At 68.1% G+C, this 13,407-nt stretch carries 13 protein-coding genes and 1 tRNA gene; 7 read left to right on the top strand and 7 right to left on the bottom strand.

The genetic code is table 11. The features are described from left to right. Positions 1-35: 35 nt before the first annotated feature. Together ACRC20_RS02440 and ACRC20_RS02435 are read right to left on the bottom strand one after the other, a co-directional pair. Positions 36-752: an LpqN/LpqT family lipoprotein gene (locus ACRC20_RS02440; protein WP_438684748.1), complete on the bottom strand. Its 717-nt coding sequence runs from the start codon at positions 750-752 to the stop codon at positions 36-38. Between the two features lie 103 nt (positions 753-855). Next, positions 856-1,524 carry a hypothetical protein gene (locus tag ACRC20_RS02435; protein WP_438684747.1) on the bottom strand — a complete coding sequence of 223 codons (669 nt, stop codon included), beginning with the start codon at positions 1,522-1,524 and terminating at the stop codon, positions 856-858. Between ACRC20_RS02435 and ACRC20_RS02430 the strand changes: the two genes are divergently transcribed. Next, complete coding sequence (locus ACRC20_RS02430; protein WP_438684746.1) at positions 1,484-2,563, top strand: hypothetical protein; 1,080 nt, start codon at positions 1,484-1,486, stop codon at positions 2,561-2,563. The two genes, ACRC20_RS02435 and ACRC20_RS02430, sit on opposite strands and share 41 nt — an antisense overlap. 469 nt (positions 2,564-3,032) lie before the next feature. On the opposite strand, the gene pheA is transcribed toward ACRC20_RS02430, so the two are convergent. Both pheA and ACRC20_RS02420 read right to left on the bottom strand, forming a co-directional pair. Beyond that, complete coding sequence (pheA, locus tag ACRC20_RS02425; RefSeq protein ID WP_438684745.1) at positions 3,033-3,986, bottom strand: prephenate dehydratase; 954 nt, start codon at positions 3,984-3,986, stop codon at positions 3,033-3,035. Next, the gene (locus ACRC20_RS02420) at positions 3,983-5,032 is read right to left on the bottom strand and encodes a crotonase/enoyl-CoA hydratase family protein (protein ID WP_438684744.1); all 1,050 of its coding nucleotides are present in this window, start codon (positions 5,030-5,032) and stop codon (positions 3,983-3,985) included. The genes pheA and ACRC20_RS02420 overlap by 4 nt, the downstream gene beginning before the upstream one ends. A 56-nt stretch (positions 5,033-5,088) precedes the next feature. Between ACRC20_RS02420 and ACRC20_RS02415 the strand changes: the two genes are divergently transcribed. Continuing rightward, a complete protein-coding gene (locus ACRC20_RS02415) occupies positions 5,089-5,898 on the top strand; it encodes a CPBP family intramembrane glutamic endopeptidase (protein ID WP_438684743.1) in 810 nt (269 codons plus the stop codon). A gap of 61 nt (positions 5,899-5,959) precedes the next feature. On the opposite strand, the gene ACRC20_RS02410 is transcribed toward ACRC20_RS02415, so the two are convergent. Then, the gene (locus tag ACRC20_RS02410) at positions 5,960-7,510 is read right to left on the bottom strand and encodes a succinic semialdehyde dehydrogenase (RefSeq protein ID WP_438684742.1); all 1,551 of its coding nucleotides are present in this window, start codon (positions 7,508-7,510) and stop codon (positions 5,960-5,962) included. Between the two features lie 142 nt (positions 7,511-7,652). Between ACRC20_RS02410 and ACRC20_RS02405 the strand changes: the two genes are divergently transcribed. Beyond that, complete coding sequence (locus ACRC20_RS02405) at positions 7,653-9,107, top strand: APC family permease (protein ID WP_438684778.1); 1,455 nt, start codon at positions 7,653-7,655, stop codon at positions 9,105-9,107. A 21-nt stretch (positions 9,108-9,128) separates the two neighbouring features. Next, positions 9,129-10,331 carry a hypothetical protein gene (locus ACRC20_RS02400; RefSeq protein ID WP_438684741.1) on the top strand — a complete coding sequence of 401 codons (1,203 nt, stop codon included), beginning with the start codon at positions 9,129-9,131 and terminating at the stop codon, positions 10,329-10,331. Position 10,332: 1 nt separating this feature from the next. On the opposite strand, the gene ACRC20_RS02395 is transcribed toward ACRC20_RS02400, so the two are convergent. Next, positions 10,333-10,827, bottom strand: a complete 495-nt coding sequence (locus ACRC20_RS02395; protein ID WP_438684740.1) for a redoxin family protein — start codon at positions 10,825-10,827, stop codon at positions 10,333-10,335. A gap of 147 nt (positions 10,828-10,974) precedes the next feature. Here ACRC20_RS02395 and ACRC20_RS02390 point away from each other — a divergent pair. Continuing rightward, positions 10,975-11,050 (top strand) — tRNA-His (locus tag ACRC20_RS02390). Between the two features lie 8 nt (positions 11,051-11,058). Here the strand turns inward: ACRC20_RS02390 and ACRC20_RS02385 are convergent. After that, entirely contained in the window at positions 11,059-11,859 is an 801-nt protein-coding gene (locus ACRC20_RS02385; protein WP_438684739.1) for an MspA family porin, read from the bottom strand. Between the two features lie 323 nt (positions 11,860-12,182). Between ACRC20_RS02385 and crgA the strand changes: the two genes are divergently transcribed. Beyond that, entirely contained in the window at positions 12,183-12,455 is a 273-nt protein-coding gene (gene crgA, locus ACRC20_RS02380) for a cell division protein CrgA (RefSeq protein ID WP_438684738.1), read from the top strand. Between the two features lie 181 nt (positions 12,456-12,636). After that, a complete protein-coding gene (locus ACRC20_RS02375; RefSeq protein WP_438684737.1) occupies positions 12,637-13,278 on the top strand; it encodes an aminodeoxychorismate/anthranilate synthase component II in 642 nt (213 codons plus the stop codon). Positions 13,279-13,407: the final 129 nt, after the last annotated feature.

Below are 13,407 nucleotides of genomic sequence, written 5' to 3'. Positions count from 1 at the left end.
GCCCGTGCGGGCGGAACGGCTTCGAAAAAGACTGGCTATTTTTTAAAGCCGAGCTGCAGGCCCTCGTCGATGGTCTTGATGTCGTCCGCGAGCTGGGGGGTCTGCGCGTCGGTGACCGTGACCTGGAGCTGGACGAGGAACTTGTCGTCGCCGGCGACGGCGATGACGTAGCGGTTGAGCACGTGCAGTTTCAGGTCGCCGACCGGCTGCTGGGGGTCGGGAGTCTGGCCGCTCTGGCGCAGTTGCTCGTCGAGCTGGGCTTTGAACTCTTTGCGCTGCTGCTCGTCCTGGACGTACGTGTACTCGATGAGGTCGGAGGGGAAATTGTCGAAATCGTCGAGCGAGTCGCGGATCTTCTGGAAGCCCTTGGCCTGCGCGAGGCCTGCGCTTCCGCGCAAGATGGCCTGCTTCGGGTCGAAGTTCCCGGCGAGTTTGGCGATTCTGAGGAAGGCGTTCGGGTGGAACTCCGGCGAGTTGGCCTTCGGGTTCTGCAGGAGCAGGTAGAGGCCCGGAACCCCCTGGGACGCGGACCAATGCGAGGGGAGCCGCACCGAGACGTTCAGCGGGAAGTCGTCCACGGCCGTCAGCAGCTCTTGCGTCACCCCGTGGTCGGTCAGGTACTTCGCGATGTCCATGTCCGAGACGGGCGTGGCCTTGGGCGCGGCGGGCGCGGGTTTGGGGTCCTCCGAGCAGCCTGCGACGAGGGGCATGGCGGCGAGCAGGGCGACGGCGGCGAGGCGTAGGACGGACACGGACACTCCTTGGCTGGGATGTTCTCTTGATGTTGTGGTCGAGGGCTCCGGCATGTTTGTGGCCGCAGTCCATTGGACTGCGGCCACAAACATACGCTTCGTGCTAGACGGTGCCGAAGGTGGTGCCGATCGTCGTGCCGTCAGCCGCGTTGAAACCGCCGAGGGCTCCACCCGCCACCAGGCCGATGCCGCTGCCGAGGGCAGTGCCGATGGCGCCGCCGAGCGCGCCGAGGCCGGTCGCGGTGCCGATGTTCGCGCCGACCGTCCCGCCGTTCTGAGCGCCTGCGGTGGCTCCGGAGACGATGCCGCCGAGCGTGTTGACCGGGATGGAGACGATGCCGCTGAGGCCGAGCTGGGTGCCGAGCTTGCCGCCCGCGACTCCGGCGGTCGCGGTGTTCTTCACCGCGGCGTCGAGACCGAACGCGCTGGTCGTGCCTGCCGGAGCGCCAAGCGCGGTGCCAGTGCCGCCGACAGTGCTCTTGGTGAGGCCGTTGAAGGCTCCGACCGCCGTGCCGACCGCCGTGACGCCGAGTCCGAGGCCAAGGCCGATGGCGCCGCCAGCGACCGCGCCGAGCGGGCCGCCTGCCGCGAAACCAGCCTGCGCGCCAGAAATCGTGGTGCCGATGGTGCCGTAGAAGCCGCCGACCGCGCCGCCGATCGCGCCGCCGATCGCGCCGCCGACTGTTCCAGCGGGCCCGGTCAGGTTGACCAGGGCGCCGCCGATGTTGCCGATGGCGGTGCCGAGCTGGGCCCCGGTGGCCGCGGTGTTCACCGTGGTGTGGACGGCCTGTCCGAGGCCGAACGGGTCCGCGCCGGTCGTTGCGCTCGTGCCAGCAGTGGTGCTGGACGTGCTCGGGCTGGTGGTGCCAGCGGTGGTGGTGCCGGTGGTGCTCGGGCTGGTGGTGCCAGCGGTGGTGGTGCCGGTGGTGCTCGGGCTGGTGGTGCCAGTGGAGGTGGTGCCGGTGGTGCTCGGGCTGGTGGTGCCAGTGGAGGTGGTGCCGGTGGTGCTCGGGCTGGTGGTGCCAGCAGTCGAGCCGACGGAAGCAGCGCCGCCAGCCGCGCTCTCAGCAGCGCTCACGCCGCTGCCGGAAGAGCTGCCGCCGAAGGCGGAGGTGCCGCCTGTGGTCGAGCCCGTGGAACCGCTCGTGCTCGTGCCGGAAGTCGTGCCGGTCGAAGTCGTGCCGGTCGAGGTGGTGCCGGTCGAAGTCGTGCCGGTGGTGCCGGTCGAGGTGGTGCCTGCGGTGCTCGGGCTGCTGGTGCCGGAGGTGGAACCCGTGGAGGTGCCGGAGGTCGAGCCGCTGGTGCTGCCCGCGCCGGTCGAGGCGGAGCCGCTGGTGCCGGAGGTCGAACCCGCGCCGGTGGAGGCGGAGCCGCTGGTGCTGCCCGCGCCGGTCGAGGTGGAGCCGCTGGTGCCGGAGGTGGAGCCGCTGGTGCTGCCCGCGCCGGTCGAGGCGGAGCCGCTGGTGCCGGAGGTCGAACCCGTGGAGGTCGAGCCGCTGGTGCTGCCCGCGCCGGTGGAGGCGGAGCCGCTGGTGCCGGAGGTCGAACCCGCGCCGGTGGAGCCAGAGCCGCTCGACGACGAGCTGCCGCCGGTGGAGCCGGAGGCCGAGCCGCTGGAGCCGCTCGAAGACGAGCCGCCGCCGGTGGAGCCGGAAGAGGACCCGCCCGAGCTCGACCCGCCGCCGGAGGCCGACCCGCCGCCGCTGCTCTGGTCGACGAACTGGAACGAGCGGCTGTTCGCGCCCTTGTCGCTGCCGAAGACCGGGAGCGTGGCGGTGGACGGGAGCGCCGTGTTGGCGTGCAGGGCCTGAGCGCCGCCCGCCTCGGTGAAGGAGGCGAGGCCGACGGTCAGGGCGGTGATGGCCGACAGGACGCCCGCGGCGCCGCCGACGAGGGCGGGACGAGCCTTCGCGGCCTTGATCAGCGACGAAGAGTCGTGGTTTTGACTCGAAAGGGACATGAAAATACTCCAAAAGGTGTTGTGCGAGGCGAGTTTCCCTCCGCCTCGGATTCTGCGTGGTGGCGTTGACAAGTCAGTCGGGAGATATTGAGCCCCCGATTTCGGATGTTCAGGCGAGTATGTCGTTGGCTCGCGGGCTACAGCTCTCGCGGAACGAGAACGCTGTGTATGCGCAGAGCGTCAATGGCACCACGGCTCCTTGGAAGATGCTGACGCATGGGGCTGGTCTGGAAGCCGAAAATCACTTTCCGGCGGTTCGAAATATTACAGTTTCCTAACGGTCCAGGCAAGGGCGCAGCGCTGAATTTTGTATGACTTCTTCAGTCCTGTGTGTGACATCTCAGTGAACTCAGGCTATCCACCCAGGCTCTGGCGGCCTCGTCCGACGGGGGCGGAACCCCGATGGGGCGCCCTGGCGTTCCGCCGAAAGACTCGCATGACCAGGAGCCGAGGTAGAAGACCTCGGTGGAATGCTGGCGGAGCGACTTCAGCGCCTCGGCGACGACCGGGTCGTCCAAATGGCCGACGAAGTCCAGGAAGAACCAATACGGCTCAGGTTGATTGCGGGTGGGCCGCGACTCGATACGGATCAAGTCGAGGTCGCGCAACGCGAGCTGGTTCATCGCGTTGGCGAGCGAGCCCGGCGAGTGGGCCAAGCGCAGCGCCACGGCGGTCCGGTCCGACCCGGTGCGGGGGAGCGGGGCGCGGGGCTCGCCGACCAAGACGAACCGGGTTTTCGCCCCGGGGTAGTCCGCGACCTCGCTCCCGGCCACGCGCAGGTCGAGACCTTCGCGGATCAGGCGTTGCGCCATGATCGGGGTCGTGACCGCCGCGTCGGCCCGGCCCGCTGCCGCGTCCAAGGCGGCGGCGGAGTTCGACCCTGCGGGGACGACGGACGCGTCGGGCCAGCGGCCTGCGAGCCAGGACCGCACTTGCGCGGCTGCCACCGGGTATGCGGCGACCGTGGCGACATTGTCCGGGTCTGCCCCCGGGGCGAGGAGCACGGAGAAACTCACCACGAGCTGGGTTTCGGCGAGGACCTGCACAGGAGTGCCCGCCACCAGCCCGTCGAGCGTCGGCGCGACGGAGCCGTCCACGGTGCTCTCGATCGGCACGCAACCGTGGCTGGCCGTTCCTCGCCGCACCGCGTCGATGACGTCCTGCTGGCTGCCGAGGGGGAGCAGATCCGTCTCGGGGACGAGTCCGCGCTCGACGAAATCATGCAGCGCCGCCTCGGTGAACGTCCCAGAAGGCCCGAAATACGCGATGGTCATTGCTTGTCGTCGCCTTCGGCGAATTGCGCGCGCTTGTGGTCGTGGAACGGCTCGTCGCGCTCGCGAACTGCCTCGCGGAACCCCGCTGTCATCGAGCGCAGCTGGAACGCGTAGCCCTCGCGGGTGTGCCGGGAGACTCCGTCGAAGACGGTGGAGATCATGGTCGAGGTCGCCGTGCCTTGGGCGAGGAGCGCGCTGTTGAGCGCGAGCTTGACCATCATGAGCTGATTGATCGGCAATTTGGCGATCCGCTCCACGAGGTCCTCGGCGCGTTCGTCCAACTGGTCCGGCTCGGGGGCCTCGATCGCGAGCCCCCACTGTTCGGCCTGTTTGCCGCTGATGCAGTCGCCGGTCAGCAGCAGCCGCTTGGCGCGCTGGTCCCCGAGGCGGTGCGCCCACATGCCTGCCGCTGGGACGCCCCAGACTCGGGTGGGGGGGTAGCCGATCTTCGTGTCGGAGGCGCAGATGATCTGATCCGCGTACAAGGCGATGTCGGTGCCGCCGGCGACGCAGAACCCGTGGAGTTTGGCGACGACGGGCTTGTTCGCGTGCAGCAGGCTGGCGAAACCCCGGTTGAAGCGGCTCATCATCGCGTAGTCGAGCATCGGGTCCCACGTGCCCCACGGATTGTGGTTGATCGCCTGCGCGACCGGGTCCAGCGCGGTCCCGGTCCGGTCGAAGCCCGGCGCGGCGCCCGCGCCGGCGTTCTCCGCGCCTGCGTTCTCCGCGAACATGTCGAGGTCGTAGCCGCCGCAGAAGCCCTTGCCGCGACCGGAGAGGAGGACGACGTGGACGGCGGGGTCGAGGTCGGCGCGCTCCACCGCGTGGGCGAGCTCGACGGGGGTGTCGGGGGTGATGGCGTTGCCCCGCTCGGGCCGGTTGAAGACGATCCGAGCGATCCGTCCGGTCGTCTCATAGGTGAGCGTCCGGTAGTCCACGTCCTCGCCGCCGGGCGCAGGACGATCGGCGAAAGGAGCGCCGGGCCCCTCGGCCCAGCCCTCCCGCCACGCGGCTGGCCGCTGGCCGCTGTGCGCCCTGTCGTTCATGCCCGTGATCCTATCAGCGGCGCATTCATGCAGGTCTGCGCGGTATGGTACCCGGCATGGGTCATATCGAGGACGCGCGGCGAGCAGGACCGGAGCGGGTTCGCGAAAAGCCGCTCCGGGTCGAGCTGGCCGTGGTCTTGCTGGTCACGTTCGGAGCCAGCGCGCTCTCCGCCGTCCTCAGCCTTGCGGACGCCAGCCTCTCGGCGGGCGGCATCGGGGCGCAGCGGGTGACGCTGAACGCCCCGGCGCTGCATATCGCGGTCCTCGACATCGGCCGGGATCTGGTGTACGCGGCGCATCTCGCCGCCTTCGCTGGACTGGCGCTCGTGCTGCTGGCCAGGGACGCGGCGGCCCCGAGCCTGCTGGAAGCCCTCGACCGGATCGGGCTGCGCTGGGAGCGTTCGCGCGGCGCCGCGCGCGACCTCGGCTCGGGCGCGGGCCTCGCCGCGCTCATCGGCGTGCCCGGTCTCGTGCTGTATCTCCTCGCGCACCGGTTCGGCCTCGCTCCGACGGTCGCCCCGGCGCAGGGCTACCCGTGGTGGCGTGCTCCGGAGCTCGTGCTGCTCGCCTTCGCCAACGGCCTCGCCGAGGAAGTGGTGGTGGTGGGCTACCTCGTCACACGGCTGCGCCAGCTCCGTGTCTCGCCGTGCGCCGCGCTGTGCGCGAGCGCGCTCCTGCGAGGGTGCTACCACCTGTACCAAGGCGTGCCCGCAGGGCTCGGCAACGTGGCCATGGGCCTGCTCTTCGGCTGGGCATGGCTTCGCTGGGGACGGCTTGTCCCGCTCGTCGTCGCGCACACGCTCATCGACTCCGTGGCGTTCGTCGGCTACCCGCTCCTGCACGGCCACGTCTCGTGGCTGCCGTGACTCGCGGGCTCCGGCCAGCCCGTGCTGAACGGCCAGCCCGTGCTGAACGGCCAGCCCGTGCTTAACGGCCAGGGAAGAGGCGCAGGACTTTCAGCAGCGGCGGGATGAGGCGGCGCAGCAGCGTGACCGGGAACCAGCGCTCGCCGGAGAGGCTGACGAACTGCTGCGTCACGAGACCCTGCGTCTCGGTGTACTTGAGCAGGCCCTCGGCCCCGTTCCGCCTGCCGACGCCGGACTCGCGGGTGCCGCCGCACGGGGCCTCGTGCGAGGCCCACGCGCCGAATCCCTCGTTCACGTTCACCGAGCCCGAGTAGATCTGACGGCCGATCTCCTGGCCTTCGCGCCAGGTGCCCGCCCAAACGCTGGAGTTGAGGCCGTAGCGGGTGTCGTTCGCCCGCTCGATGGCCTCGTCCACCGTCTTGACCGGGTAGATGCTCACGACCGGGCCGAACGTCTCCTCCTTGTGGAGGGTCATGCTCTCGGTCACGCCGGTGAGGATGGTCGGCTCGTAGAAGCACGGCCCGAGGTCGGGCCGCGCCTTGCCGCCGAAGCGGACGGTCGCGCCCTTGCTGACCGCGTCGGTGACGTGGTTGTCCACCGTCTTGAGCTGGCCCTCGGAGATGAGCGAGCCCATGTCGATGTCGGCCTCGTAGCCCGGCGCGAGGCGCATCGCCTTGGTCTGGGCGACGAACTCGTTCGTGAACTGCTCGAACACCTGCTCTTGCACGTAGATGCGCTCGATGGAGATGCAGAGCTGGCCGGAGTTCGCGAAACACGCCCGAGTGGCGCCGAGCGCCGCGCGGCGGATGTTCGCCGTGGCGGTCACGATCATGGGGTTCTTGCCGCCGAGCTCGCCGGAGAAGCCGATGAGCCTGCGGCCGCACAGCTCGGCGAGGCTCTTGCCGGTGGCGGTGGAGCCGGTGAACATGAGGTAGTCGACGTTCTCGGCGAGCAGGTTGCCCACCACCTGGCCGGATCCGGGCAGGGTCTGCAGCACGTCGCGAGGCAGGCCCGCCTCGTACAGCAGCTCGGTCAGCGCGAGCGTGGAGAAGGGGGTCTGGCTGTCCGGCTTCATGATCACCGCGTTGCCCGCGAGCCACGCGGGGTTCGCGTCCTGGACCGACAGCGCCATCGGGTAGTTCCACGGCGAGATCACGCCGACCACTCCCTTGGGCAGGTGCCGGACCTTCGCGTCCATCAGGAGCGGGAAGCCGGGCTGCACGCGCTTCTCCTTGAGGATCTTCGGGCCGTGCGCCGCGTACCAGCCTGCGGCCGTCGCCACGAACAGGATCTCCTCGGCCGCGCTCGGGCGGGCCTTGCCCGTCTCCGCCTGGACGATGTCCGCCAGGTCGTCGAGCCTCTCGAAGACGAGCGTCTGGAACCGGCGCAGAATCGCCGCGCGGGACTGCAGCGAGGTCTTCGCCCACTCCTTCTGGGCGACGCGGGCGCGGGCGAGGGCGGTCTCGACGTCCTCCGCGGTCCCGATCGGGACCTGGCCGAGCTCCTTGCCCGTGAACACTTCGGCGATCGTGCGCGACGACCGCTCGGCGGGCTTGTCGATGGCGATGAATTGGGCCAGACGGGCGAATGTGGAGGCGGGAGGCACAGGCATAACAAAATTCTAGTCCGTGGTGGGGCAGGGCACAAGGGCGAGTCCGCTGTGCTGGTTTCGGCGCATGCCGCGCAGAAACTTTTCGCCTGTGCTTAGCTATGGCATGGCTTATTCCGGCCGTTTCGGCAACCTCAGCGACACCATGTTCCGCCTGAAGCCGCCCGTCGACATCATGGTGCCCCTCGACGGGGGCGCTCCGGGCGACGGGCACGGCGTCGGCCTCAAACGCACGTTGTCGATTTGGCAGCTCGCCGCGATCGGCATCGCCTGCACGGTGGGGACCGGCATCTTCGTGACGTTCTCGCAGGTCGTGCCTGCCGCTGGGCCCGGCGTGCTCATCTCCTTCGTGATCGCGGGCGTCACGGCGGGGCTCACCGCGCTCTGCTACGCGGAGGTCTCCTCCAAGATCCCGCTGGCGGGGTCGAGCTACAGCTACACCTATGCGAGCCTCGGCGAGATCGCCGCCTATTTGGTGGGCTGGTGCCTCCTGCTGGAGTATTCCGTCTCCACCGCCGCCGTCGCCTCGGGGTGGAGCGGCTATTTGAACCAGCTTCTGAGCGACTTGGGCCTGGTCAACCTCCCGGACTGGATGAGCCACGCCCCGGCGGCGGGGCAGGGCTTCGGCGTGAACCTGCCCGCCGTCGTGCTGGTCGGGCTCTGCGCCCTGCTGCTGATCAAAGGCACCTCCGAATCGGCGCGGACGAACGCGATCATGACCGCGATCAAGCTCACGGTCCTGCTCTTCTTCGCCGCCATCGCGTTCCTCGGCTTCCACGCCTCGAATCTGCATCCCTTCGCCCCGCACGGCGTCGCAGGGATCGGGACCGCGGCGGGCATGGTCTTCTTCAGCTATATCGGCATGGACGCGGTGTCCACGGCGGCCGAAGAGGTGGAGAACCCGCGCAAAGCGCTGCCAAAGGCGTTGATCCTGGCGCTGGCCATCGTCACCGGCATCTACCTGCTGGTGGCGCTCGCCGCGATCGGGGCGCGGCGGGCGAGCCAATTCGATCCGAACGAGAACGCCCCGCTCGCCGTGATCCTGCACGAGGTGACGGGGTGGACCTGGACGTCCGCCCTGCTCTCCGCCGCCGCCGTGATCTCGATCTTCTCGGTCACCCTCGTGACGCTGTACGGCCAGACCCGTGTGCTGCACTCGATGTCGAGCGACGGGCTGGTGCCGAAGATCTTCTCCAACGTCAACCCGAGGACGCGGACCCCGATCGGCGGCACCGTCATCGTCGCGGTCTTCGTCGCCGTGCTGACGGGCCTGGTGCCCCTCGACATCCTCGCGGACTTCGTGAGCCTGGGGACCTTGGTCGCCTTCGCGGTGGTGTCCGGGACCGTCATCATTCTGCGCAGGCGCCGCCAAGGGGACCAGGACAGCTTCCAAGTCCCGTTCTATCCCGCGCTCCCGGTCGCCTCGATCGGAGCCTGCTTCTATTTGATGTACACACTGGCCGATTCCGACCACGGATGGCTGACCTACAGCATGTTCGGGATCTGGATGACGATCGCGGTCGTCGTGTATTTCACGTACGCCCGGCACCACGCGGTCCTCGCCGAGCGCGAACCAGCGTCAGAGACGTTGACTTCTTGATCTTCCTATAGGATCAGCGGAATGCTCCCCTGCGACGACGTGGACGCCCTGCTGAAGGACATTGGCGAGTTCATCGCCTACTTCGGCATGGCCGCGCGCGGTCCTGGCGCCCCTGCGGTCGATTGGGCGGGCAGGGTGGGTTTCACCAGCGGCGATGTGAAGCTCGCGCTGGTCACAGGCGACTCGGTCGACGAAGTCTGGACCGAGGGCGACGACGAGGAGACCGCCCGCAGTTTCTCCGCCTTCCCGCTCGCCGGGAAATGCGTTTGGTTCGACCTGCTCAGCGGCATGCTCGACGAAGAAGACGGCTACGAGCACTACCAGCAGTGGATCCACCGGCCCCCGTCCTCGGACGTCGGGATGTCCAACGACAAGACGGGGCCCAACAACAAAAGGGTCCAGCAGCTCTACGTCAAAAGCGCCCCGAACATCACCTACCCGGTCGACCCCGACGACCAGGACACGAATGCCGAGATCGCGCACATCATGGCCGCGAGCTACAAGGAGATCTGGGAGACGGTCGCCCGGAAGTTCACCGAGGAGCAGCTCCACGCCTTCGGCCCGTTGCCGAAGATCGTCGAGCACCGGCACGCGGGCGCGGGCAAGGCCAGAAAAGACGGCAAGGACGGCGAGGCCGCAGGGGAAGCCGAAAAGCTCAGCCACCCGGACACCGGTGCGCTGCTGCGCGACCTCGGCGAATTCCTCGGCTCGATGGGCGCGGTGCTCACCGCCGCGCAGCAGCGCGGCGGCGGAGCCGGATTCGTCCGCGCGGGCGTCGGCCCGGTCGGCACGGTCGTGTTCAACAGCCCGAGCATTCCCGAGCTGCTCCGGGTCCGCGAGAAGAGCCTTGTGCTGCTGCGCAAGGTGCAGGGCGAGCTGCTGCCGGGGCCCTCGTTCTCGGGGTTCGATGTCGCGGGCAAATACTGCCTCGTCCACTACGGCGACCGATTGCGCGCCAGCCTCGAAAAGCCGAGCGTGCTCGACGGTTGGTACGCCAAGGGCCAGCATCCGCAAACGGTCTTCGAGGAGTCGGGCCCGCACGCGGTGCGGGTCGTGGACAAGAACGACCCGGACCGCCACGCCGTGGTGCACCCGCTCGAGGCGACATTGGCGAGCCAGCTGCTGCACGCCGATTACGAGGAGCTGCTCGCCGGTTTGCTCGACGGGCTGCCGGAGCCGAGAAAGGGCGCCGGCCCGATCAAGACCCCGTGGGGCGAGCTCTGAGCTAGTGCAGCGCGGCCACGCGGTCGTTGAGCTGGTCCTCGGTCAGCAGGTCGCCGAATTTCACCATGTCCACGTTGCCGCTCGACGAGACGAAGGCGAACGCGGGCTGCCAGGTGACGCCGAACTTGCCCCAGATCTCGCCGCTGGAGTCGTCGATCTGCGGGAAGTCGAGGCCGTACTTGTTCACGAAGTCGTTCATCGCGCCCGCGTCGCTGCGCGAGGCCACGCCGACGAACGGCACGCCCGGATGCTGGGCGGCCACCTTGCCGACGAAGGGGCCTTCTTGGTTGCAGAACGGGCACCACGGCGCCCAGAACCAGAACACGGCGGGTTTGCCCGCGTAGCTCGCTCCGGCGATGTCCCGCCCGTCCAATGTGGTGGCGGAGAACTGGAGCTGTTCGGGGGCGTCGGCGCGGGCTGGCGCGGAAACTGCGGCGAAGCCCGTTGTCAGAGCGAGCGCGGCGACCAGAATTTGGAAGAGACGGATGAGTCGCATAGCAACCTCCTGAGGTCGGGCCCTCGACGTTGAAGGCCGTTCTCGATCATCGTAACGCAAAATGAATTGTGCGCAATGCTTCTATCAAATTGCGGCTTCCCCGCTTGCCTAGTATGCTGTCCTAGCTCGCGTCGTAGACGCGGCGTGGCGGGCGTAGCTCAGTTGGTAGAGCACCTGATTGTGGTTCAGGTGGTCGCGGGTTCAAGTCCCGTCGTTCGCCCCAGGGGGACCCTATCCGATGCTGAAGGGGGGTCCCCAGATGGTCACCCAGGCCATGGTCGTCGAATTCTTCACGCGGACTTTTGTGAACGCGCGCGCCTGGGCGTAGCCCGCGCAGCCGTCCACTTGGAACGTCACGTCCGTGTAGGTGATGCCGCCGTGGTTGCCCCCGAACACGAAGTAGTTGTCGAAGGACTGGTTGCCGTAGTCGTCCGGCTCCTCGATGCTGAGCATGTTGACGCTCGCCGACTGCCCCGGGCCGATCGAGAACCCGATGGCGCCCTCCGGCAGGTACGGCTGGAGGGCGGGCACCACGGCGTTGCCCACTCCCTGCGCCCCGTTCAAGATGGCCGCGGGGATGCTTTGCGGCGACGTGATCGAGCCCGCCGCGCTGCCGATGGCGCTCAACGCGCTGATCCCGACGCCCGCGTTCAGGTCGGTGCCGGGACTGGAGGCTCCGCCGTTGAACTGGCCGCCTGCCTGGGCTCCGAAGGTGAACTGGCAGCCGACGATGTAGCCGGGGGTGATGCGGCCCTCGACGATGTCTCCCTCGACGTCCACCCGGACCGTCCCGTTCGCCCACATGTTGCGGCTGGTCTGCACCGCCACCATCGCGGGCGAAATAATCGCGTACTGGTCCCGCACCGACAGCGTCACCACCGTCCCGTCCGGCAAGGTCTGCGTGATCGAGTCGTCCGGCAAGTCCACCGTCGTGTCGGCGTACGCCGTGCCGGTCGAGGACACGAGAGCTCCCCAGGCGCCGAGACAGGCCGCCAACGCATTGGCCGCAGACCGCTTTTTCGACCAGAGCATCCCGTTTTCCTCACATCCGCAGGCGGATCGATTGAAGTATTCATATCTTTGAATACACCTTATCGATATCGAATAGATACCTAGGTTACTAGAGCTTGTACAGTTCTGCCATTCGAGCGTCCGGGGCGCTGAGCGCGGGGCGACCGCGCCCCGTCCGCCGCCTGCTATCATCGATTCGCCCTCGTGAAGCGGCATGGTGGGGAAGAGCCCCAGGCGGAGCGCGTTATCGCTGCTCCCTCGTGGAACGAGCGGGAGAAAGCCCCATTGGTCGCGGGTCAAGCCTCGCGGCCCGCCCAGAAGACATGTGACACAAGGAGACGATCATGCCGAAGTCCAAGGTCCGGAAGAAGACTGACTTCACGATCAATCCTGGCGCCCTCGGCGCGGGCCAGGTCCGCACCGCTCCGTCCAGCACGTGGTACGTGGCGCTCATGCTCGGCCTCATGATCGCCGGGCTCATCTGGCTCGTGGTGTACTACGTGGCCGCCGCCGACGTCCCCGCTTTGAAATGGATGGCCGAGCTCGAGGTGTGGAACTTCGCCATCGGCTTCGGCCTCATGGTCGCAGGCCTCCTCATGACCATGAAGTGGCACTAACCCACGCCCGAGCCTCAGATGGCGATCTGCTGCGTTGTCGGCTCCTCGCGCACCGTGCTCGTTCCTCGCTTCTATGTACGCGTCGTCGCCTGCCGCCTTACGTCTCATCCATCTGAATCCTCGGGGGCCTGGGCAGAATCTCTGAGGTTTTTTCCCCATGCTGAGCACGTACAATAGGCTCATGGCAGCCCGTGTTCTCGTCGTCGACAACTACGACAGCTTCGTCTTCAACCTCGTGCAGTACCTGCGCCAGCTTGAGGCGGAAGTGTCGGTGTGGCGCAACGACGACCCCCGGCTCGCCGACCCGGACGCGGCCATCGCCGAGTACGACGGGGTCCTCGTCAGCCCCGGGCCCAGCTCGCCGGAGAAGGCCGGAGCGAGCATCCCCGTGGTGCTCGCCGCCGCCCGGCAGGCGAAGCCGTTGCTCGGGGTGTGCCTCGGGCATCAGGCGATCGGCGTCGCCTTCGGCGGCGTCGTCGGCCGCGCCCCCGAGCTGCTGCACGGCAAGACCAGCAAGATCACGCATACCGACAGCGGCGTCTTCGCCGGACTCCCGCAAGGGTTCACCGCCACTCGCTACCACTCCCTTTCGATCCAAGAGGACACGTTGCCCGAGTCGTTGGCGGTGACGGCGCGGAGCGAGAGCGGTGTGATCATGGGCGTCGCCCACCGCGAGCTCCCGATGCAGGGCGTGCAATTCCACCCGGAGTCCATCCTCACCGAAGGCGGGCACCGCATGCTCGCGAACTGGCTCGCCGACTGCGGCAGGCCGGTGGACGACGCGTTGGTGCTCGAACTCGCATCGCACGTTTTGCCTGCGTAACGTCGGGAACGGTCTCGGAAGGCCGTGGAATTACATGCGTGGAATTCAATCCACATGTGTGCACAAGCCTGTGGATAAGCAGCCATGAGAAACAGTTGTGGCCGGGCGAAGACATCTTCGCCCGGCCAC

The organism is Segniliparus sp., from assembly GCF_051660745.1.
Classification (GTDB): Bacteria; Actinomycetota; Actinomycetes; order Mycobacteriales; family Mycobacteriaceae; genus Segniliparus.
This window is presented reverse-complemented; position numbering and strand designations above follow the sequence as displayed.

Excerpts from the sequence above, each read along its gene's own strand:
- ACRC20_RS02410 (WP_438684742.1), bottom strand. The coding sequence starts at position 7,510 with ATGCCTGTGCCTCCCGCCTCCACATTCGCCCGTCTGGCCCAATTCATC.
- ACRC20_RS02415 (WP_438684743.1), top strand. The coding sequence starts at position 5,089 with ATGGGTCATATCGAGGACGCGCGGCGAGCAGGACCGGAGCGGGTTCGC.
- ACRC20_RS02395 (WP_438684740.1), bottom strand. The coding sequence starts at position 10,827 with ATGCGACTCATCCGTCTCTTCCAAATTCTGGTCGCCGCGCTCGCTCTG.
- ACRC20_RS02385 (WP_438684739.1), bottom strand. The coding sequence starts at position 11,859 with ATGCTCTGGTCGAAAAAGCGGTCTGCGGCCAATGCGTTGGCGGCCTGT.
- crgA (WP_438684738.1), top strand. The coding sequence starts at position 12,183 with ATGCCGAAGTCCAAGGTCCGGAAGAAGACTGACTTCACGATCAATCCT.
- ACRC20_RS02420 (WP_438684744.1), bottom strand. The coding sequence starts at position 5,032 with ATGAACGACAGGGCGCACAGCGGCCAGCGGCCAGCCGCGTGGCGGGAG.
- ACRC20_RS02430 (WP_438684746.1), top strand. The coding sequence starts at position 1,484 with ATGGCGGTGCCGAGCTGGGCCCCGGTGGCCGCGGTGTTCACCGTGGTG.
- ACRC20_RS02400 (WP_438684741.1), top strand. The coding sequence starts at position 9,129 with ATGCTCCCCTGCGACGACGTGGACGCCCTGCTGAAGGACATTGGCGAG.
- pheA (WP_438684745.1), bottom strand. The coding sequence starts at position 3,986 with ATGACCATCGCGTATTTCGGGCCTTCTGGGACGTTCACCGAGGCGGCG.
- ACRC20_RS02405 (WP_438684778.1), top strand. The coding sequence starts at position 7,653 with ATGTTCCGCCTGAAGCCGCCCGTCGACATCATGGTGCCCCTCGACGGG.
- ACRC20_RS02375 (WP_438684737.1), top strand. The coding sequence starts at position 12,637 with ATGGCAGCCCGTGTTCTCGTCGTCGACAACTACGACAGCTTCGTCTTC.